Consider the following 16,857-nt stretch of genomic DNA (forward strand, 5'->3'; position numbering starts at 1 on the left):
GGCTATTCTGGCCCGGCCATCAACATGAAGGACGTTCCCATGTCGCGCTTTCGTCGCTCGCTGCTCGCCTTCGCCCTTCTGACCGGCGCAACGGCCTCCGCCCATGCCGCCAATCCGACGATGTTCCGCGACGCGGGTTGCGGTTGCTGCCTGAAATGGCTGGCGCAGGTCAAGGCGTCGTTCAAGGCGCCAGTAACGGTCGTCAACGCCGCCGACATGGCGGCCGTCAAGGACAAGCAGGGGGTGCCGCAGGCGCTGCGCAGCTGTCACACCGTGCTGGTCGGTGGCTATGTGATCGAGGGGCATGTCCCCGCCAAAGAAATCGCCCGCTTGCTGCGCGAAAAGCCGAAAGGCGTCAAAGGCCTTGCCGTCGCCGGAATGCCGATGGGTTCGCCCGGCATGGAGCATGGCGACCATCGCGAAGCCTATACGGTCATGACCTTTGGCACGGGCGGACAGCGCGTTTACGCCAGCTATGCCGCCAGCAGCGGCGCGCACGCGCATTGAGCACAGCCCCACCCTCTCCGCTCGCATCGAGCGAAGTCGAAATGCCCATCGGCCACGATGCGCCTTTGGGATGTCTCGATTTCGCTCCACACGAACGGATTGAAAGGCGCCTTACAAGCTCGCCTTGAACAGTTCCAGCATCCGCCCCCACGCTTTCTCCGCAGCCGCCTCGTTGTAAGCGCGGCCGTCGGGCGGACACCAACCGTGCATCGCGCCCTTGTACACCTCGACCTCGTGCCATTGTTTGCGCGGGGTCAGCACCGCGTTCAGCCGGTTCTTTTCCTCGGGATCTTTCTGGTCGTCATTGTCGGCAATCGCGAACAGATAGCCCGCCTTCGTCGCAGGGATCAGCAGGTGCGGGCTGTCGGGGTTGTCGCTGCCGACCCCGCCGCCGTGGAAGCTTGCCGCGGCCCCAACGCGCGCGGGCGTTTGCGCTGCCGTGTAAATGACCATCGGGCCGCCCATGCAATAGCCGGTGGTAGCCAGCTTGCGCTTGGTATCAACCTCTTTTTGCGCGTCGAGAAACGCCAGATGCGCGGTCGCGTCGCGCTGCACGGCATCCTTCCCCAACAGCTTCGCATAGCCGCTCAGCCGTTCGCGGATCGCCGGGTCCGAAAAATCATCGCCCGGCTGGACGACCGGCGACTTGGCCGAGCGGTAGAACGGATTGACGCACAGCACCGCATAGCCGTCACCGGCAAGCCGGTCGGCCATCTGGCGAAAAGCGGGGCGCAGACCGCGAATATCGGGCCAGATCAACACGCCGGGGTGCTTGCCCGTCGCCGGCGCGACGAAATAGGCGTCGGCGGTGCCGTCTGCGGTCTTGATCGAAACGTCCCGGCCCTTCACGGGCTTGCCGGCCATCGCCCGCGCGGGCAGCGCCGCCGCGAGCATGCCGACCCCCGCCAGCGCGGCAAAGCCACGGCGGCCGACCGACAGACCAGCCCGGTCGAGATCGGCTTCGGTAAATTCATTGCACATCGTCGCTCTCCTTGCGGGCGCTTTTCGAAAAGCGGCAGAAAACTGCGCAACTTCACTCTGGAGTCGCCTTTTCAGCCCCGTCATGCGGGCAGGGATCAAAGCTTACCCGTGCAAGCTTTTGTAGGACAGAGATTTTTAGGCAACTTTTGCTCTCGTCAGTTCCGCGAAAGCGGGAACCCAGTTGCGACGTCCGCTCACCGGGTTCCCGCTTTCCCGGGAATGAGGACGGGCCGTGTCAGGCGAAACGAGCGACCTCATCGAATGTCATCGCCACATGATGCACGCCGACCCCGCGCAGCATGTCGCCATGCGCAGCGCGGTCGATGATATGTCCCGCACCGCAAAAGCCGACGACGGTCATCCCGGCCGCGAGCGCCGATTGCGCCCCGGTCGGCGAATCCTCGACGGCCAGGCAGCGTGCCGGATCGACCCCAAGCCCCCTGGCTGCCGCGAGATAGATGTCCGGGTGCGGCTTGCCGCGGTCCCACCCGTCGGCGCTGTACACATGCCCGCCGAAATGATGATCCAGACCGAACCGCCCCAGCGCCCAGCCGATATATTCGGCGCGGCTGGACGAGGCGATCGCGCGCGGCATCGTGCCCAGCGCGCCCAGAAAATCGGCTGCACCGGGAACGGCGTCGAACCCCTCCATGAACCGACCACGCGCCCGCTCGCGGTGGGTCTCACGGAAATCGACGGGCAGCGGGCGGCCAAAACGCGCCTCGATGCGCCGCTGCGTTTCCTGCCAGTTATGGCCATAATAGTCGCGCAGGCACTCGTCATAGGTCGACGGCATGCCGACCGCGGTCAGGCTTTCGGCGAGCGACTGGTTTGCGCGCACTTCGCTGTCGGCGATGACGCCATCGAAATCGAAAATGATCGCGGCGAAACTCATGCGAATCCTACAATCTTCATAATTGCCGCCTAGAGCTTCGACCAACAGGAGACACCCATGAAATTCATCGACCTCAAATCACGCGGCGGCAATTATCTGGTCGTCGCCGAAAATGTCGCCTGGCTCCGCGATTATGAAAATGGCCAGACGCAGGTCGGCATGGTCGGCGGCGCCCCGTTGCTGGTCGCGGGCAAGATCGAAGACGTCGCGGAGTCGATATTGGCGCAGGCGAATGCGGCGGGGTAACATGCCGACGACAGAAAGCGGTCAGCGCATGACCTCATGGTCGCGCGCATAACCCCATGGCCCCTCCCCCGACCAGTCGCGACCTTCAGGAAAGCTCAGCTTCAACCCACTAAGCTGCGCCGGCGCGAACAGCCGCATGTTGACGCCCATCAGATCGACTTCGCCGCCCATGCGCTCGATCAGCCCATCGGTCGCCGACCAGTGCGTCGTGCAGCCGCAGGTCGCGCAGAAATGCAGGTCCGAATTGGGGTTCTCCCGATCGGCCCGATTATAGGTGCGCGTTTCACCCTCGATCACGACATCGCGCGGCGAATAATAGCTCCACAGGATGCCATGCGAAAAGCACAGCGAGCAATTACACTCGGCAATCTCTTCGGGCGCCTTGGCGAGCCGCACCGAGACGGCGCCGCAATGGCAGGTCGTCTGCCAGCTCATTCAACCGTAACCGACTTCGCCAGATTGCGCGGCTGGTCCACATCGGTCCCCTTCGCCACCGCGACATGGTACGCGAGCAGTTGCACCGGCACCGCATACACCAACGGCGCGATCAGCGGGTGGACTTTGGGCATTTCGATCGTTGCCATACAGCCGTCGCCCGCTTCGGCGATGCCATCGGCGTCCGAAATCAGCACGACCTTGCCGCCGCGCGCCATCACTTCCTGCATGTTGCTGACGGTCTTTTCAAACAGCGGGCCTGACGGCGCGAGGACGATTACCGGGACGGCCTCGTCGATCAGCGCGATCGGGCCGTGCTTCATTTCGCCCGACGCATAGCCTTCGGCGTGGATATACGAAATTTCCTTGAGCTTCAGCGCGCCCTCCATCGCCAGCGGATAGTCGGGGCCGCGACCCAGATAGAGAACGTCACGCGCGGGGGCGACGAGGTGCGCCATGCCGGCAATCTCTTCGTCATGGCTCAGCGCGGCGTTCAGCGCGGCGGGCGCCTCGATCAGATGCTTGACGATCTCATGCTCTTGGACAGCACTGAGCTTGCCCTTTTTGAGCGCGAGATGCGCGGCGAGCGCCGCGAGCACGGCGAGTTGGCAGGTGAACGCCTTGGTCGAGGCGACGCCGATTTCGGGACCCGCGTGGGTCGGCAATAGGAGGTCCGCCTCGCGCGCCATGCTGCTGGTCGGCACATTCACCACGACCGCGATCGTCTGGCCGTTCGCCTTGCAATGCCGGAGCGCCGCGAGCGTGTCGGCGGTCTCGCCCGACTGCGAGATGAACAGCGCGAGCCCGCCGGGTTGCAGCACCGGGTCGCGGTAGCGGAACTCCGACGCGACATCGATATCGACGGGAACGCGCGCGAATTGCTCGAACCAATATTTCGCGACCATGCCAGCATAGAAACTGGTCCCGCACGCGACGATGGTAATGCGGTCGATCTTCGACAGGTCGAAATCCATCTGCGGCAGCGCGACGGTCTGTTCGAGCGGGCGGATGTAGGAGGAGAGCGTCTGCGCGACCACGGTCGGCTGCTCGAAAATCTCCTTCTGCATGAAGTGGCGGTAATTGCCTTTTTCGATCGTCGCCGCGGTCAGGCCGGAGGTGGTGATTTCGCGCGTCACCGGATTGTTGTCGGCGTCGAAGATCTGCGCGCCCTCGCGCGTGATAACAACCCAGTCACCTTCGTCGAGATACGCGATCTTTTGCGTGAGTGGCGCCAACGCGAGCGCGTCCGAGCCCAGATAGGTTTCGCCCTCGCCATAACCGACGACGAGCGGCGAGCCGAGCCGCGCGCCGATCAGCAGGTCGGGATTACTGCGAAATGCGATGGCTAGCGCGAAGGCACCGCGCAGCTGCGGCAGGACCGCCTTCACCGCATCCTGCGGCGACTTGCCGGCCTCGACCTGTTCCGAAACGAGATGCGCGACGACTTCGGTATCGGTCTCGCTTTCGAACGTGCGGCCGCGTGCCTGCAGCGCTTCGCGCAACGGCTTGAAATTCTCGATGATGCCGTTGTGGACCAGCGCGACCTCGCCCGTCGCATGCGGGTGCGCGTTGCTCGTTGTCGGCGCGCCATGCGTCGCCCAGCGCGTGTGGGCGATGCCGACGAGTCCGGTGGCGGGATTGCTCGCCAGCTCCTTGACAAGATTGGCGAGCTTGCCCTCGGCGCGGCGGCGGACCAGCTGCCCGCCTTCGACGGTGCACACCCCCGCCGAATCATAGCCGCGATATTCCATGCGCTTCAGGCCATCTACCAAGCGGTCCGCAACTTGGTCCTTGCCGATGATTCCGATGATTCCGCACATGTTGGTCTGGCTTTCTCTAGAGCGTGTAGGGCACACGGATGCCGGGCATATTTGCCGGGAAATCCTTGGTATTGCGGGTGATGAGCACCCGCCCACGGGTGAGCGCGGTAGCGAGAATGATGGCGTCCATGACCTTGAGCCGACCGCGTTCGCGGCGCAGCGCGGCTGCGCGGCTGCCTATTTCTGCATCGACTTCGTCCACGCTGAAGCCGGAGAGAAGCGTTTCGGCGCGTCTGAGGCCATCGCCCTCGCCCTTCGACATTACCTCGATCCACACCACACGGCTGATCCATGCGCGCGAACCGAAGTCGGTGGCGCGATCGATTTCTGCGCGCGCCGGACCAAATCCGGCCAGCGCATCGATGATGATATTCGAATCAAAGCTGAAACCACTCACTGAGAAGACGGCTTTTTCGGCTCGGGATATTTGCCTGCCAACATATCAAGATGAATCTGGCGCTGGCGATCATCCTCCGCATCGAACAGGTCAGGAAATTCCGCTTTGACCTCTTCGTAATCATCATCCCACGGGCGGGTCGAGGAAGCGCGTTCACGCCGCTGCCATTCCACCGCGTCGCCAATATCGGCGCGGCCCTTCCAGGCCCCAAAACCGATATCGAGCCACTCTTTGCGCTGTGACGCTTGGGACTGCGCCCTGTAACCCGTGACGGCATCACGAAGCACCGATGCGCGCGATTTCCCTTGCTCGACAGCAAGCTGGTCGAGCCATTTGATGTCGTCATCGGGCAGATCGGCAAGGATGCGGGTCATTGATATATTGATATCATATCATGATATCATGTCAATCTCTCCGAAGGTTCTTGTCGACGAAAAGATAGGCAAACTGCACCGGATCGGGCGCCGTTCCATTACCCTGTTTGAACCGCACCATGCCGTCGGTCCAGATTTTGCGGATCTGCCCGGGAAGTTCAGACCCAAATTTCATCTGCTGTTCGACGATCCGCTCCCAGCTGCCGGTCACCCCAAAGCTCTGTTCAAGCTGAGGGACCATGGCTTTGCAATAGGTTTCGGTCGCATCGTCGAGATGCCCGATCGCTTTCAGCACATAAGCGTCGACAAAACGCAGGAAAGGCTTGTCCGTATAGCGGTCGGTCACGTTAATTTCTCCATCGTCCATTCGTCGCGCAGCAAGCCAAAGATCAGCGCATCGCGTACGCCGATATGCGTTTCCCATTCACCGCGCAGCCGGCCTTCATATTGAAAGCCAAGATGTTCGAGCAGCGCGATCGATCCGCGATTCTCCGGATCGGTGTCTGCAAAGATGCGCCGTAGTTTCAGCTCCTCAAAGCCATAGTCGATGACGCGCGCTACGGCTTCACGTCCAATACCGCTGCCCCAATGGTCGCGATGCAGGATGTAGCCGATTTCTTTCACATCGGGCTTTCCATCGATCAGTATCGCCCAGCCGATCGCCACATCATCGTTCAAAACGATCGCCCAGCATGCAAAGCCCTGCCCGTCAGTGGCGTTCGATGCGACATAGTCCTGTGTCTCGGCAAGTGACTGATGCGCGCCGCTTGACCACCATGTCATGACTTCGGGGTCCGACAGCATCGGGAAGAGCGCGGCGGCGTCGTCCGCGCGGATTTGGCGCAGCACGAGGCGCGACGTGGTCAGGGTCGGCGCGGGCATTGGGCCTACTTGCCCGCCTTTTTCCTGCGCATCGCATCATGAAAACGGTCGGCCCAGCCGGGTTTGACCAGCTGTTCGCCGCGGACAAGGCGAAGCTCGCCGTCGGCGACGTCGCGGGTCACCGCGCTGCCAGCCGCAACGATGGCGTCGCGCCCGATCTTCACCGGCGCGACGAGTGCGCTGTTCGACCCAATGAAGGCATTGTCGCCGATCACCGTCTGATATTTGAAATAGCCGTCATAATTGCACGTAATCGTCCCCGCGCCGATGTTCGCGCCCGCGCCGACGGTGACATCGCCCAGATAGGTCAGGTGGTTCGCCTTGGCGCCCTTGCCGAGCACCGCCTTCTTGGTTTCGACGAAATTACCGATCTTTGCGTTTTCTCCGAGCACAGTGCCGGGACGCAGGCGCGCGAATGGGCCGATTTCGCAGCCGGTGCCGATCGTCGCACCCTCGATGTGGCTGTTGGCGCGAATTTTGACGTCATCGGCAACGGTCACGCCGGGGCCGAAAAAGACATTTGGCTCGATAGTGACATCGCGGCCGAGCTGCGTGTCCCAGGCGAACCACACCGTGTCGGGCGCAATCAGGCTGGCACCGTCGGCCATTACCTGCGCCCGCCGCCGCGCCTGCCACTCGCCTTCCATCGCCGCGAGTTCGCCGCGGCTGTTGATCCCGGCAACGTCATAGGGGTCGGTGACAACTACCGCGCAATGGCGCCCGTCAGCATTCGCGATATTGACGATGTCGACGAGGTAGAATTCCTTTGCCGCATTGTCGTCGGTCACCCGCGCCAGCAGCGTGAACAGGTCGCGCGCCTTTGCCCCCATCAATCCCGAATTGCAGAGACGCACCGCGCGTTCGGCGTCGGTCGCGTCCTTGTGCTCGACCATCTTGGTGACGCGATCGCCCTCTGTGATGACGCGGCCATATTGCTGCGCATCCTCAGGCTCGAATGCCAACACCACGACCGCGGGGGTGTCGGGGGCGTTCAGCCGATCGATCATTGCCTGCATCGTGGCGGCAGGGACAAACGGGACGTCGCCGTAAAGGATCAGCACATCGCCATCGAAACCCGCGAGCGCAGCTTCGGCCTGCTGCACCGCATGGCCGGTGCCGAGCTGTGGATCCTGAACCGCCAGATCGGCGCTGCCGCTCAATGCGGCCTCAAGCTGCTCGGCCTTGTCGCCGACGATCACGACCTTCTTCGCTGGGTTCAGCGCATCGACGCTGGCCATCAAGTGCAGCAGCATTGGCCGTGCGGCGATCGGGTGCAGCACCTTGTGCAGGTCGGATTTTATGCGGGTGCCCTTGCCAGCGGCAAGGATGATGGCGGCGATAGAATTGCTCATGCGCGTTGCCATGCCAGCAAATCATTGCGGATTCCAGAGCGACCCGCCATGCGCGGCAGATGAACGGATTTCCTTTTGCGATCGTCGGCTTCGATCTCGACGGCACGATGGTTGACACCGCCGGCGACCTGACCGCCGCCGTCAACCACGCGCTGTCGCTCGCCGCACGGGCGCCGCTCGCCGAGGCCGAGGTGCGGCCGATGATCGGACTGGGCGCCAAGCATATGCTCGAACAGGGATTTCTGGCGACCGGCGGCGTCCCCGGCGGCGATTTCGAGCGGCTGTTTCAAGAACTTCTAAGCTATTATGAAGCGAACATCGCGGTCCACAGCCGCGCTTTTCCCGGGCTGACCGACGCGCTCGACCGGCTGGACGAGCGGGGTGTGCGCATCGCGGTAGTGACGAACAAGCGCGAGCATATGGCGCGCAAGCTGCTGGGCGAACTCGGCCTCGCGGATCGCTTCGCCGCAATCATCGGCGGCGATACGCTGGGGCCGGATAACGCCAAGCCCTCGCCAGCCCCGATCCGCGCGATGATCGAACAATGCGGCGGCGGTGAAGCGGCGTTCGTCGGCGATTCGATTTACGACGTCATGGCGGCAAAGGCGGCAGAAGTGACGAGCGTCGCAGTCAGCTTCGGTTTTCTGGACCGGCCCGTAGAAGACCTCGGCGCCGATCATGTCATCGACCATTTTAACGCGTTGATGCCGCTGCTCGAAACGCTCTAGCGCTTCCGCCACTTCGTCCACAAATGCTGCGCCAGCATCGTCGGCGGCATGCGCAGCCAATGCGAGCGCATATAAAAGGCCTGTTCGATCATTGGATGCGTCACCCGCCCCCAATCGTCGCGCGCGACCAGACGGCGGCGGAACCAGACGTCGGCCAGATCGGCCCGGTCCCATCCCGTCTGCAACACCGTCCCGTACAAGTCGCGTGCCAGTCGTGCCGCGCGATGAACGGCATCGCGCAGCCCGTGCAAAGCAGCACGCTCGTCGAGCCTGCCCCAAAAGCCCGGGTCGTCCGCAGCGAACTCGCGCGTCATGCTGTGGAAATCCCACAGATTGCGCAGCCCGCCCTGCAAATCACCGTCGGCCAGCATGTGCGCCGCGCAATGGCATGCCATGTCGGTCGGGCGAAGGACCGCGAACCCATCCAACGTCTTTACCGCATCGCTGACCAGCGCCAAAGCATCGGGTGTAATCCGGTGCGTGCGCGGCAGGATCGTGTGGTGCACGTCGATCATCCGATCGCGCGCCTTGTGGATCAGCGGCGGCAACTCGTGCATATGCTCGCGGTAATAGGCGTCGTCGTAAGGATCGGGCTTCACCCATTCCCATCCGGCCTTGAGCAGCAAGTTTTCGGCGCGGCCAATGTCGGAGGCGAGAACCAGGATATCGAGGTCGCCGATCTGCCGTCCCGCGGCGCAGGCCATATCCGCGGCGGCGTAAGCGGCGCCCTTCAGCAGCACGAATTCGACCCCGGTCGGCGACAGCGCGCGGCGCGCCATCTCGGCCTCCCACAGCGCCTGGCGCTGCGCGACCGCGGCGGCGGCGCGCTGGTCGGCGAACAGTGCCGCTACCGTCGGCGGCAGATCGGCATGTTCCAGCCGGTGCGCAAGGGTCGCGAGCATTGCCTCGCTGCGCGCGACGCCGATCACGCCGTCCCAGTCGCGCGGAGCCAGCTTGCCCGCATCGCAGCGCCCGGCGAGCAGGTCGACGAAGGTCCGCGCCGCGCTCACCGCACCGCCTCCGCCCACAACTGCTCGGCCAGCGCGATGCCCGCCGCACTGTCGGGATAGGAAATGCCGAACGCCGGTGTCTCGCGCACCAGCCGGGTCAGCGCCGCGAACCCCGCCTCGCCCAGCGCGACATAGTTGGTCGACGCCTCGGTCAGCCGGACGAAGGCCTCGCCCTCGCCCATCGGTTCAATCGAAACCTCTCCGCCGAAGCGCGGGAACAACAACAACGCCGGACGCGCAGGCTCGTGCATCGCGGCAATGGCTTCGGGGCGTGGGATCAAGTGGCGAATATCGCCTTTGGGTGTGCCTGCGAGCAGCGGCCCCAGCCGCGACGCATCAACCCGCCCCGCGACCTCGGCGATCGCGCTGTTCTTCAGGCTGACCGCCCGAGGAAAGGCCAGCGCCTCGCCGTGGGCGGGATCGATCAGCGTGAATTCGTCGCCCATCAGCCGCCAGTCGCCCCCCTCCTCATTTTCCCCGAGCAACGCCGCAAGCGTCGACTTCCCCGACCCCGATTCACCCGACATCAGCAGCGCGCGGCCGTCCTTTGCCACCGCGCTGGCGTGGAGCAACATATGGCGCCGCCACCCGAGCGCGACCTGCAAATTCATCCCCATTTCTGCGGCAAGCAGCCCCATCGACAGCGGCAACGGCAGCGCGTCGGGAACGATAAAATCGCCGCCGATATGCACCGACGGGCGCACCCAGCGCCGCCAAGGGCGCGCCGCGAACAACCGCACCGTCGCATCGGCGGGGCGGGCATCGTCGCGTGGATAGCTGGCATACAGGCGTTCGAGCGCCGCAATCGGCTCGGGCCAGTCGCTACCGATCCGGAACTGCACCGGGCCGACCGCAATGCGTGTGCTATGCCTCACGCGCGCTCCACCAGTCCCATCGCCGCCAGTTCGCTCAGCCGTTCGCCCAGAATTAGCTGGGCGTCGTCCTCGCCGTCGAAGTCAAAGCGGGCAGCAAGCCGCGCTGCGAGGGCCGCCCCGTTGCAATCGTCCGCGCCCATCGCCGTCAGAATTTCGGGAATCGGCGACACCACCAGATGCGTCTGCATCGACCGGCGGTCGAAAATAGCGGTCAATTCGCCCAGCGGCTCGATGCGCAGCGCCTTCGGCGGAGCGGCGCGGAAGGCGGGATCAGGCATAATCTTCGGCGGCGGCGGTCAGCTTGGCGAGGATCGCCATCATCGTCGCGCGCTCGGTGGCGCTGATCTTCGATTCAAGCTGCGCCTCGCTTGCCAGCGCCGCGGGGACGATCATGTCGTAGAGCGACCGGCCCGTTTCGGTGAGTTCCAGATGATGCGACCGACCATCGATCTCATGCGCCTGCCGCGCGATCAATTGCCGCTCGGCAAGCGCTTTGGCGGCACGGTTCACCGTCACCTTGTCCATCCGCGTTGCCTCGACCAGCTCGCGCTGCGTCTTGGGGTTCCCCTCGCCCAGCACCGCCATCAATCGCCATTCGGGAATCTTCAGCCCAAAGCGGTTCTGATATTCGGCCGCGATCCGTTCCGACAAGGCGTTCGACGCGATCGACAGCCGATAGGGCAGAAAATTGTCAAGGTTCAGTTTTTTGGCGACCATGCCCCGTTCTTATCGACAATCGCCGTCCTGTGAAGGTCAGAACGACACCCGCGCGCCAATCCACAAGCTCCGCGGCGTGGCGCGCTCGACAATCCCCGATGACGAGATTGCTGCCGGCACCAGCTCATCGAACAGATTTTCACCCCTCGCCTCGATCTTCACGCGGTCAGCGAAGGCCCATGTCAGCCCGGCATCGAGCGTCAACGCATCGCCAAGCTCGAGCAGACCCAGATCATCCTCATTCTGTTTACCAACATAGCGCAGCGTCGCGGATCCCTGAACCGGGCCGCGCGTATTGCTGCGCAGCGAAACGCTACCACCATGTTTGGCGATCTGAGCCGGACGGCGCCCGTCGAGCGTCGCCGCGCCGCCCGACGCATCGACCTTGGCATCGGTCAACGCATAGGTGGCGCGCAGGGTCAGAAAATCGATCCGCTGTTCGGCGCTGAACTCAATCCCCTTGCTGTCGATCGCATCCAGATTTTGCCGCTGGTTAAGGTTCGGCGCGAGGGTGACATTGGCGATGGCGCCCGTCAGTTGATTGGCGAACAGCGTCGCCGACAGCTTTGTGCCGCCGCTTTCCCAATCGACCCCAACCTCGCCGCCCCACAACCGCTCGGGCTGCAGCATTTCGTTCGCGGTCGTCACCTCGGCACCGACACGAAACGGGCGATAGAGCTCGTTTAGCGTCGGCAAGCGCCAGCCGCGATAGGCGGCCGCACGCAGCGTTATCCTTTTTGCCGCTGTCCAACGTACCCCCGCACGGCCGCTGCCTTCCCATCCTTGCCGCGCCGCAAAGCGCAGGTCGGTGATCACGGGACCGCCGATATTGCGCTCCAGCCGATACCCCTCACCAAGCCACCAGCGATCGACCCGCCCACTGAGCGTCCAGAGCCAACCCCCGCCACCAACGGGGGACGTCCATGACGTCCATTCGGCAAAAGCCCCCACCGTATCGCTGCTGCCGCCTGCGATCCGGTGACGGCCCGGAACCGTGCCGGCAAAAAAGAAATCCTCTTCGGTACGGCCCGTCGTGCGGCGCCAGTCGGCGCCGATGCGGATCGGGTTGGTGCGTCCGATGAGCGGGCGAAATTCGAACCGCGCGCCCATTCCGGTGGCGGGAACGCGCTGGAACAGCACGGGGGCGACGCTGTTCCGTCCGGCCGCCACACTCGCAAAACCGCTCTCGAAATCGCGCAACTGAACATAGGTCAGCGCGGAGAACTGGTTTTCACCATAAGGGTCATGGATGAAGCGCACACTGGCATCGACCCCGTCGACCCGGCTGGTCGTGAAATCGATCCCGCGGTCGCGCTGGTCGGAAAAGCCGCGCACGCTCGCTTCGACCACGCTGGATTCCCCGGCGTCGAACCGCAGCCGGAGCCCCAATCCGCCTTGCTCATAAGGCGCGGCGCGATCGACGCTGCCACGCTGGCCCTTCGCAATCGGGATAAAGCCGTCGCCGCGGCTATAGCGCCCGTCGACCGCGACTTCGCCGCTACCCAGTTCGCCGCCGACCGAAGCCGACGCATCCCAGCTATCGCGGCTGCCATAGGCGAGACTGGCATCGACCCCATAATTGAGCTGCGAATGGAGCGCGATTGTTCCGGCCAGCGCGCCCGGCCCATCGGCGCCGCTGCCGCCGCCACGCGTAATCGTCGCGCCGCGCAGGTTGATGGCATCAAAAGCCGTCCAGGCGACCCAGCCGCCAAACGGATCAGCCTGCGGAATGCCGTCAAGCGTCACCAAGGCGCGGCTCGACGCATTGCCGCCCAGTCCGCGCAACGTCACGCCCTGACTGGTGGGGTTAGCCGACCGTCCGTCCGATCGGCGGAATTGCACCACTCCGGCCTCGTCGCGCAGGCGATTTTCGATGCGGGCGCCGCTACCGCGCTGCAAATCGTCGATCACGGCAATCGACTGAACCACATCGCCATAGGCTCGCGGCAATGCGCCCGAGCCAGTGACGACAATATCGATGCGATCCTGCGTCGTCCGCGGCCCGCAGACGATGACCGGGCCCAGATCCTCGTCGCTCAGTTTCGTGCTGTCCGCCATCGCCGCCGCCGGCGTGACCAGCGCCGCAGCCCCCATCAGCAGGCGGATCACGCCGCCTTGACCGCGTCGGGATGCGCGTTCTGAAACGCCGCCAATTCCAAACACGCGGCATCGATCGCCACCAGCCGCGGATAATCGTCCAGCGGCACCTCGAACCGGCGCGCATTGTACATCTGTGGGACCATACAGCAGTCGGCAATGCTGGGGCTATCGCCGCCCAAATACTTGCCGTCGCCCGCCATGGCTTCCAGCGCATCGAACCCCTGCGCGATCCAGGTCGCAATCCAGCGGTCCTTGGTCTGTTCGTTCAGCCCCAGATCCTTGGTCAGATATTTCAGCACGCGCAGATTGTTGAGCGGATGGATATCGCTCGCCACCACCTGCGCCTGCGCCAGCGCGACGGCGCGCGGCATCGCATCTTCGGGGATCAACCGGGGTTCGGGATGGGTGCGGTCGAGCCAGTCGATGATCGCCATACTCTGAATGATTGGCTCGCCGTCGGCGACCAGCATCGGGACAAATCCCTGTGCATTCTGCTCCAGATAGGCGTCGCTGCGCTGTTCACCGGCGATCAGGCTGACCTCGACGCGCTCATAAGCGAGCCCCTTCAGGTTCAGCGCGATGCGGACGCGATAGCTGGCCGACGAGCGGAAATAATCATGGAGGACGAGGGAGGTCATTCGGAAAGCCTTTTATCGTCATCCCGGCGAAGGCCGGGATCTCGACGTAGCATTGGACCGCAGCGATGAGATCCCGGTTTTCGCCGGGACGACGAATATGATCGGATTATAATTCACGCAAGTTCATCGGGCGACTAGTTCCGACCGTCCGGCGGCATCCCTGCAATCCATTGCCGCAGCAGCGCCGCGCCTTCCTTGTGCACCGTCGACCGCCCGACCTCGGGCATCGCGATGCCGGGGTCGGTGCTTTCAAGACGATAGAGCAGGAAACTGTGTGCAGGATCGCCCGGCGCAATCGCGAAATCCATCCCCCCGCTGCCACGTCCCGCCGCGGTTGGGCGCTTGCCAATGCCATAATTGACCCCCGCCGGATCGTCGGTCCAGCGCAGGAACAGCCCGCTGTTCGACGCGCTGCCCGCGGAATTATGGCAATGCGCGCAATTGACATCGAGATAGGCGCGGGCACGATCGGCGACGCTGCCGCTTTTAGGATCGTCCCATTGCGGCATCACAGGCTTCAACGCTTCCGGATTTTCGAAATAAAGGCTGCGAACCTGATTGGATGCGGCGCCATCGAGTATAAAATTGCGCGCCTTGGGGCCGATCGGGACGATCGCGCCGCTCAAGCTATGACATTCCTTGCACTGGTTCTTGTTCGGCACGGCGTAGCGGATGCTGTGCGTCTGTCCATCGGGCGACTTGAAAGTCACGGGTACGCGCCGACCGCCCAGCGCCAGCGTCGCATCCTTGCCATCCGCGTCCCAGATATAGGGCAATGCGACCCAGCCCGACGCACGGTGGATCAGCAACCGCGTCTCGACCGGCCGGCCGTCGTTGACGTCGCTCCAGCCAAAGCTTTTGACAAGCACCGTACCGATCGGAAATTCGATCGCGCCGTCCGCTGCCACCGTCGCTTTTTTTCCCGTGGGGATCGCTACGAAGCGATGCTTTTCGGCATAATCGCTGAATAGCGGCGCTCGCAGCGTGTAGGCGATCCCCGTCGATGGCCGCTTGGGATCATTGTCGCGAAACAGGCCGAACGCCGAAAGTTTTGGCGGCGTGATTTCGCTATCCACCAATGTTTGATCGACGCTGGCCGACGGCACCGCTGCGGCCCCAACCCCGCCCAAAAGCGTCGCCGACAGCGCGGCGAAAAGGTTTCTCACCGGACCTTGGCCTCCATCGCATCGGGCAGCTTGATAGCGGACAAAGCGGCAGGCGGCGTGCCTTTCGACAGGTCGGCGGGCGCGGGCTTGGCCTCGGTGCGCGGCACCTTTACGTCGGGCAGGCCCAGCGACAACACCCCGACCTTGTCGAGCACGACGACATTTTCGCCCGCGCCGTCCCACAGCACCGGCGGGATCGAGCCGCCCATCGCGGCCGCAATCTGCGCGCCCCCTTCGAACGCGGGTGCGTAGCCCGCTTTGCCATGTTGATTGCCGCGCACGACAATCTGCCGGGGCAGCGGCTGGTATTTCGGATCCTTATGCTCGTAACGATAGCCGACGATCATCACGTTGGCGGTGCCATTGTTGTCGAAAATATTGTCAAAGACTTCGACGTTGCGGTTCGCCATGATCAGCACCCCGGTGCCGGTCGGCACGCTGGCGACGATATTGCCTTTCGGGGCAAAATTCGGCGTGCTGTTGTCGTTGATGATATTTTCGAACAGGCGCACATTGTGCCCGCCCTGCATCGGCAGGCTGGGCAGATCGAACACCAAAATGCCGCCGGTATTCTTCGTCGCGATATTGTCGTGCACGTCGGCGTCATAGCTATTCTCGATCTCGATCCCCGCGACATTCTCGGTCGCGATCGAATCGCGGACGATGATATTTTTCGACTGGCCGACATAGATGCCCGCGTCGGACGCGCCGCGGACATAGACGCTGTCGATCAGCACATCACTGCTTTCGACCGGATAGATACCGTATGCGCCGTTGGTTTCCTTCGGCCCTGCCGTCCATTCGACGCGCAGCTTGTGATAGACGATGCGGTCGGCGCCCTTCGACTTGATCCCGTCACCCTTGGTGTTGAGCACCGCAAAATTGGTCAGGAACACATCGTCGGAGGTTATGAGCAACCCCTCGCCCGCGCCCTGCTGTCCCGCGAAATCCAGGATCGAACCGCCCTCACCCGCCCCGGCACCGCGCACCGTGACGTTGGCGACATCGAGCGACAGGCCATCGACCAGTTTCCACACGCCCGCGCCCAATTGCACCACATCGCCCGGTTCGGCCAGAATCAGCGCTTCTTGCAGCTTTTCATTAGCATCGGGCGTTTCCGCACTGACGCTGATCGTCTTGGCGGCTGCTGGCTGGACGGCAAACACCGCCAGGATACTGAGCGTCGCCGCGTGAAGGCCATGGAATCGCATCGGTCTCTCCCTGATTTGCAGGGAACATGCGGCAAGACTTGACGGATGCCAAGTGATGTTGCTGACATGCTTGTAGCTAAAAACAGGGAGTGGTCGCTTGCTTTACAAATATGGATTGGCGCTCGCCGCCGTTGTCGCCGTGCCGGTATCGGCGGCGGCGCCCGCACCGATTGCCGGGCGATGGAAAACCGATGATGGCAAGGGCATTGTCGTTATGGCCGCGTGCGGCAACAAGATGTGCGGCCGCGTCGATCGCATTCTGCTCAAACAACCCGCCGGCGGCCAGCTCGACGAGCGTAACCCCGACAAGGCGAAGCGCGGCCGCAAGGTGACCGGCCTGCAAATCTATTGGGATCTGGTCCCGCACGGCGATGGCTGGAAGGGTGAAGGCTACAGCCCGGAGGACGGCCGTTATTACAAGGCACACTTGCGTGTCAGCGGCACCAAGCTGACGATGAAAGGCTGTGTCAGCCTGTTCTGCCGCACCGTGACGTGGACCAAGATAGGGTAGCTTAAACGCCCC

General features: G+C 63.5%; 21 protein-coding genes. 4 read left to right on the forward strand and 17 right to left on the reverse strand.

All coding sequences use genetic code 11. The annotated features are described in order from the left end of the window. Positions 1-39 precede the first annotated feature (39 nt). Positions 40-507 carry a DUF411 domain-containing protein gene (locus ACQY6T_RS06245; protein WP_428629566.1) on the forward strand — a complete coding sequence of 156 codons (468 nt, stop codon included), beginning with the start codon at positions 40-42 and terminating at the stop codon, positions 505-507. Between the two features lie 111 nt (positions 508-618). Here ACQY6T_RS06245 and ACQY6T_RS06250 read toward each other — a convergent pair whose 3' ends face one another. Then, positions 619-1,488, reverse strand: a complete 870-nt coding sequence (locus ACQY6T_RS06250) for a dienelactone hydrolase family protein (RefSeq protein WP_428629568.1) — start codon at positions 1,486-1,488, stop codon at positions 619-621. Between the two features lie 235 nt (positions 1,489-1,723). Next, positions 1,724-2,383, reverse strand: a complete 660-nt coding sequence (locus tag ACQY6T_RS06255; protein ID WP_428629570.1) for an HAD family hydrolase — start codon at positions 2,381-2,383, stop codon at positions 1,724-1,726. Between the two features lie 57 nt (positions 2,384-2,440). On the opposite strand from ACQY6T_RS06255, the gene ACQY6T_RS06260 reads away from it, so the two are divergent. After that, the gene (locus ACQY6T_RS06260; RefSeq protein ID WP_428629572.1) at positions 2,441-2,629 is read left to right on the forward strand and encodes a hypothetical protein; all 189 of its coding nucleotides are present in this window, start codon (positions 2,441-2,443) and stop codon (positions 2,627-2,629) included. 21 nt (positions 2,630-2,650) lie between these two features. Here the strand turns inward: ACQY6T_RS06260 and ACQY6T_RS06265 are convergent, their stop codons facing one another. From ACQY6T_RS06265 to glmU, 7 genes are read right to left on the reverse strand one after another with little or no spacing between them, the layout of a single operon-like run. Then, positions 2,651-3,064 carry a GFA family protein gene (locus tag ACQY6T_RS06265; protein WP_428629574.1) on the reverse strand — a complete coding sequence of 138 codons (414 nt, stop codon included), beginning with the start codon at positions 3,062-3,064 and terminating at the stop codon, positions 2,651-2,653. Next, entirely contained in the window at positions 3,061-4,884 is a 1,824-nt protein-coding gene (glmS, locus tag ACQY6T_RS06270) for a glutamine--fructose-6-phosphate transaminase (isomerizing) (RefSeq protein WP_428629576.1), read from the reverse strand. The genes ACQY6T_RS06265 and glmS overlap by 4 nt, the downstream gene beginning before the upstream one ends. 16 nt (positions 4,885-4,900) lie before the next feature. Further along, on the reverse strand, positions 4,901-5,281 hold the full coding sequence (locus ACQY6T_RS06275; protein WP_428629578.1) for a type II toxin-antitoxin system VapC family toxin: 381 nt from the start codon (positions 5,279-5,281) through the stop codon (positions 4,901-4,903). After that, complete coding sequence (locus ACQY6T_RS06280) at positions 5,278-5,655, reverse strand: CopG family transcriptional regulator (RefSeq protein ID WP_428629580.1); 378 nt, start codon at positions 5,653-5,655, stop codon at positions 5,278-5,280. The genes ACQY6T_RS06275 and ACQY6T_RS06280 overlap by 4 nt, the downstream gene beginning before the upstream one ends. A 31-nt stretch (positions 5,656-5,686) precedes the next feature. Next, positions 5,687-6,001: a hypothetical protein gene (locus ACQY6T_RS06285; protein WP_428629582.1), complete on the reverse strand. Its 315-nt coding sequence runs from the start codon at positions 5,999-6,001 to the stop codon at positions 5,687-5,689. Continuing rightward, positions 5,998-6,537, reverse strand: coding sequence for a GNAT family N-acetyltransferase (locus tag ACQY6T_RS06290; RefSeq protein WP_428629584.1), 540 nt, complete (start codon positions 6,535-6,537; stop codon positions 5,998-6,000). Before ACQY6T_RS06290 ends, ACQY6T_RS06285 begins: the two co-directional genes overlap by 4 nt. A 5-nt stretch (positions 6,538-6,542) precedes the next feature. Continuing rightward, positions 6,543-7,889: a bifunctional UDP-N-acetylglucosamine diphosphorylase/glucosamine-1-phosphate N-acetyltransferase GlmU gene (gene glmU / locus ACQY6T_RS06295; RefSeq protein ID WP_428629586.1), complete on the reverse strand. Its 1,347-nt coding sequence runs from the start codon at positions 7,887-7,889 to the stop codon at positions 6,543-6,545. Between the two features lie 59 nt (positions 7,890-7,948). Here glmU and ACQY6T_RS06300 point away from each other — a divergent pair, with 59 nt between their 5' ends. Beyond that, positions 7,949-8,617, forward strand: coding sequence for an HAD-IA family hydrolase (locus tag ACQY6T_RS06300; protein WP_428629588.1), 669 nt, complete (start codon positions 7,949-7,951; stop codon positions 8,615-8,617). Here the strand turns inward: ACQY6T_RS06300 and ACQY6T_RS06305 are convergent. The 8 genes from ACQY6T_RS06305 to ACQY6T_RS06340 all read right to left on the reverse strand — a co-directional run bounded on the left by ACQY6T_RS06305 (position 8,614) and on the right by ACQY6T_RS06340 (position 16,334). After that, positions 8,614-9,627, reverse strand: a complete 1,014-nt coding sequence (locus ACQY6T_RS06305; protein WP_428629590.1) for a nucleotidyltransferase domain-containing protein — start codon at positions 9,625-9,627, stop codon at positions 8,614-8,616. The two genes, ACQY6T_RS06300 and ACQY6T_RS06305, sit on opposite strands and share 4 nt — an antisense overlap. Continuing rightward, a complete protein-coding gene (locus tag ACQY6T_RS06310) occupies positions 9,624-10,502 on the reverse strand; it encodes an HprK-related kinase A (protein WP_428629592.1) in 879 nt (292 codons plus the stop codon). The genes ACQY6T_RS06305 and ACQY6T_RS06310 overlap by 4 nt, the downstream gene beginning before the upstream one ends. Then, positions 10,499-10,780, reverse strand: a complete 282-nt coding sequence (locus tag ACQY6T_RS06315; protein WP_428629594.1) for an HPr-rel-A system PqqD family peptide chaperone — start codon at positions 10,778-10,780, stop codon at positions 10,499-10,501. Before ACQY6T_RS06315 ends, ACQY6T_RS06310 begins: the two co-directional genes overlap by 4 nt. Next, positions 10,773-11,219: a MarR family winged helix-turn-helix transcriptional regulator gene (locus tag ACQY6T_RS06320; RefSeq protein ID WP_428629596.1), complete on the reverse strand. Its 447-nt coding sequence runs from the start codon at positions 11,217-11,219 to the stop codon at positions 10,773-10,775. Before ACQY6T_RS06320 ends, ACQY6T_RS06315 begins: the two co-directional genes overlap by 8 nt. A gap of 36 nt (positions 11,220-11,255) precedes the next feature. Continuing rightward, positions 11,256-13,328, reverse strand: coding sequence for a TonB-dependent receptor (locus ACQY6T_RS06325; protein WP_428629598.1), 2,073 nt, complete (start codon positions 13,326-13,328; stop codon positions 11,256-11,258). After that, the gene (gene maiA, locus ACQY6T_RS06330; protein ID WP_428629600.1) at positions 13,325-13,957 is read right to left on the reverse strand and encodes a maleylacetoacetate isomerase; all 633 of its coding nucleotides are present in this window, start codon (positions 13,955-13,957) and stop codon (positions 13,325-13,327) included. The genes ACQY6T_RS06325 and maiA overlap by 4 nt, the downstream gene beginning before the upstream one ends. 134 nt (positions 13,958-14,091) lie before the next feature. Then, positions 14,092-15,123 (reverse strand): SO2930 family diheme c-type cytochrome, encoded by a 1,032-nt coding sequence (locus ACQY6T_RS06335; protein WP_428629602.1) that lies wholly within the window; start codon positions 15,121-15,123, stop codon positions 14,092-14,094. Continuing rightward, positions 15,120-16,334 (reverse strand): parallel beta-helix domain-containing protein, encoded by a 1,215-nt coding sequence (locus tag ACQY6T_RS06340; protein ID WP_428629603.1) that lies wholly within the window; start codon positions 16,332-16,334, stop codon positions 15,120-15,122. Before ACQY6T_RS06340 ends, ACQY6T_RS06335 begins: the two co-directional genes overlap by 4 nt. 97 nt (positions 16,335-16,431) lie before the next feature. Between ACQY6T_RS06340 and ACQY6T_RS06345 the strand changes: the two genes are divergently transcribed. Continuing rightward, complete coding sequence (locus ACQY6T_RS06345) at positions 16,432-16,845, forward strand: DUF2147 domain-containing protein (RefSeq protein ID WP_428629605.1); 414 nt, start codon at positions 16,432-16,434, stop codon at positions 16,843-16,845. Positions 16,846-16,857: the final 12 nt, after the last annotated feature.

Origin of the sequence: Sphingopyxis sp. (genome assembly GCF_965279725.1) — a bacterium.
In the GTDB taxonomy this organism is placed as follows: domain Bacteria; phylum Pseudomonadota; class Alphaproteobacteria; order Sphingomonadales; family Sphingomonadaceae; genus Sphingopyxis.

Excerpts from the sequence above, each read along its gene's own strand:
- ACQY6T_RS06265 (WP_428629574.1), bottom strand. The coding sequence starts at position 3,064 with ATGAGCTGGCAGACGACCTGCCATTGCGGCGCCGTCTCGGTGCGGCTC.
- ACQY6T_RS06280 (WP_428629580.1), bottom strand. The coding sequence starts at position 5,655 with ATGACCCGCATCCTTGCCGATCTGCCCGATGACGACATCAAATGGCTC.
- maiA (WP_428629600.1), bottom strand. The coding sequence starts at position 13,957 with ATGACCTCCCTCGTCCTCCATGATTATTTCCGCTCGTCGGCCAGCTAT.
- ACQY6T_RS06255 (WP_428629570.1), bottom strand. The coding sequence starts at position 2,383 with ATGAGTTTCGCCGCGATCATTTTCGATTTCGATGGCGTCATCGCCGAC.
- ACQY6T_RS06290 (WP_428629584.1), bottom strand. The coding sequence starts at position 6,537 with ATGCCCGCGCCGACCCTGACCACGTCGCGCCTCGTGCTGCGCCAAATC.
- ACQY6T_RS06260 (WP_428629572.1), top strand. The coding sequence starts at position 2,441 with ATGAAATTCATCGACCTCAAATCACGCGGCGGCAATTATCTGGTCGTC.
- ACQY6T_RS06250 (WP_428629568.1), bottom strand. The coding sequence starts at position 1,488 with ATGTGCAATGAATTTACCGAAGCCGATCTCGACCGGGCTGGTCTGTCG.
- ACQY6T_RS06245 (WP_428629566.1), top strand. The coding sequence starts at position 40 with ATGTCGCGCTTTCGTCGCTCGCTGCTCGCCTTCGCCCTTCTGACCGGC.
- ACQY6T_RS06315 (WP_428629594.1), bottom strand. The coding sequence starts at position 10,780 with ATGCCTGATCCCGCCTTCCGCGCCGCTCCGCCGAAGGCGCTGCGCATC.
- ACQY6T_RS06320 (WP_428629596.1), bottom strand. The coding sequence starts at position 11,219 with ATGGTCGCCAAAAAACTGAACCTTGACAATTTTCTGCCCTATCGGCTG.
- glmU (WP_428629586.1), bottom strand. The coding sequence starts at position 7,889 with ATGAGCAATTCTATCGCCGCCATCATCCTTGCCGCTGGCAAGGGCACC.
- glmS (WP_428629576.1), bottom strand. The coding sequence starts at position 4,884 with ATGTGCGGAATCATCGGAATCATCGGCAAGGACCAAGTTGCGGACCGC.
- ACQY6T_RS06340 (WP_428629603.1), bottom strand. The coding sequence starts at position 16,334 with ATGCGATTCCATGGCCTTCACGCGGCGACGCTCAGTATCCTGGCGGTG.
- ACQY6T_RS06300 (WP_428629588.1), top strand. The coding sequence starts at position 7,949 with ATGAACGGATTTCCTTTTGCGATCGTCGGCTTCGATCTCGACGGCACG.